Origin of the sequence: Tsukamurella sputi, from assembly GCF_007858445.1 — a bacterium.
In the GTDB taxonomy this organism is placed as follows: domain Bacteria; phylum Actinomycetota; class Actinomycetes; order Mycobacteriales; family Mycobacteriaceae; genus Tsukamurella; species Tsukamurella sputi.
Genome location: NZ_VIGV01000167.1, coordinates 1 through 552 on the forward strand (window position 1 = coordinate 1; position 552 = coordinate 552).

At 68.8% G+C, this 552-nt stretch carries 1 pseudogene; it reads left to right on the forward strand.

The features are described 5' to 3' along the window. A pseudogene (locus tag FK268_RS24535) lies at positions 1-552 on the forward strand (hypothetical protein); the annotation flags it as partial.

Sequence of the window (552 nt, forward strand, 5' to 3'; positions counted from 1 at the left end):
TTCGCGCCACAGGCGTGCACGCCGGCGCAACGCCGCATCGGGTACGTGTGGCGCGCTCTGGCGGCACTGCTCGCGATCGGCACAATCACGTGCGGCGGCATGTACCTCGTCGGCGGCACCGCTGAGCCTGGGGTGTGGCTCATCGCCGCATTGACTGGATTGGCCCTTACCGTGGAGGCCGGCGGACGCGGCCTGCCCGTCCCGGCGGTCTCCGATGCATGGATCGACTTCGTTCGCGAGACGGCTCAAGAGATCCTCCTCGACAAGCTCAGCGCGGAGGAGAAGCGCACGCGCCCGCGGGCATCCATCGCCGACGTGCAGGCCGCGTTCGACGGACTCAAGCAGGCCTGGGGCCAGTACCGGCTCAACCGAGCCGAGTACTTCCTGGAGATGCCCGTGCTCCGGGACGGGAACGTGCCCGAGACCCGCGCATACCAAGACGCGATGCTCGCACTCGAAGATGCGCTGAACGCACTGACCGCCGGCTCCACACAGCAACAGGTCGACGATGCCGCCGCGCTCGCTGAGGCCGCCTGGCATGCCTGGCACACC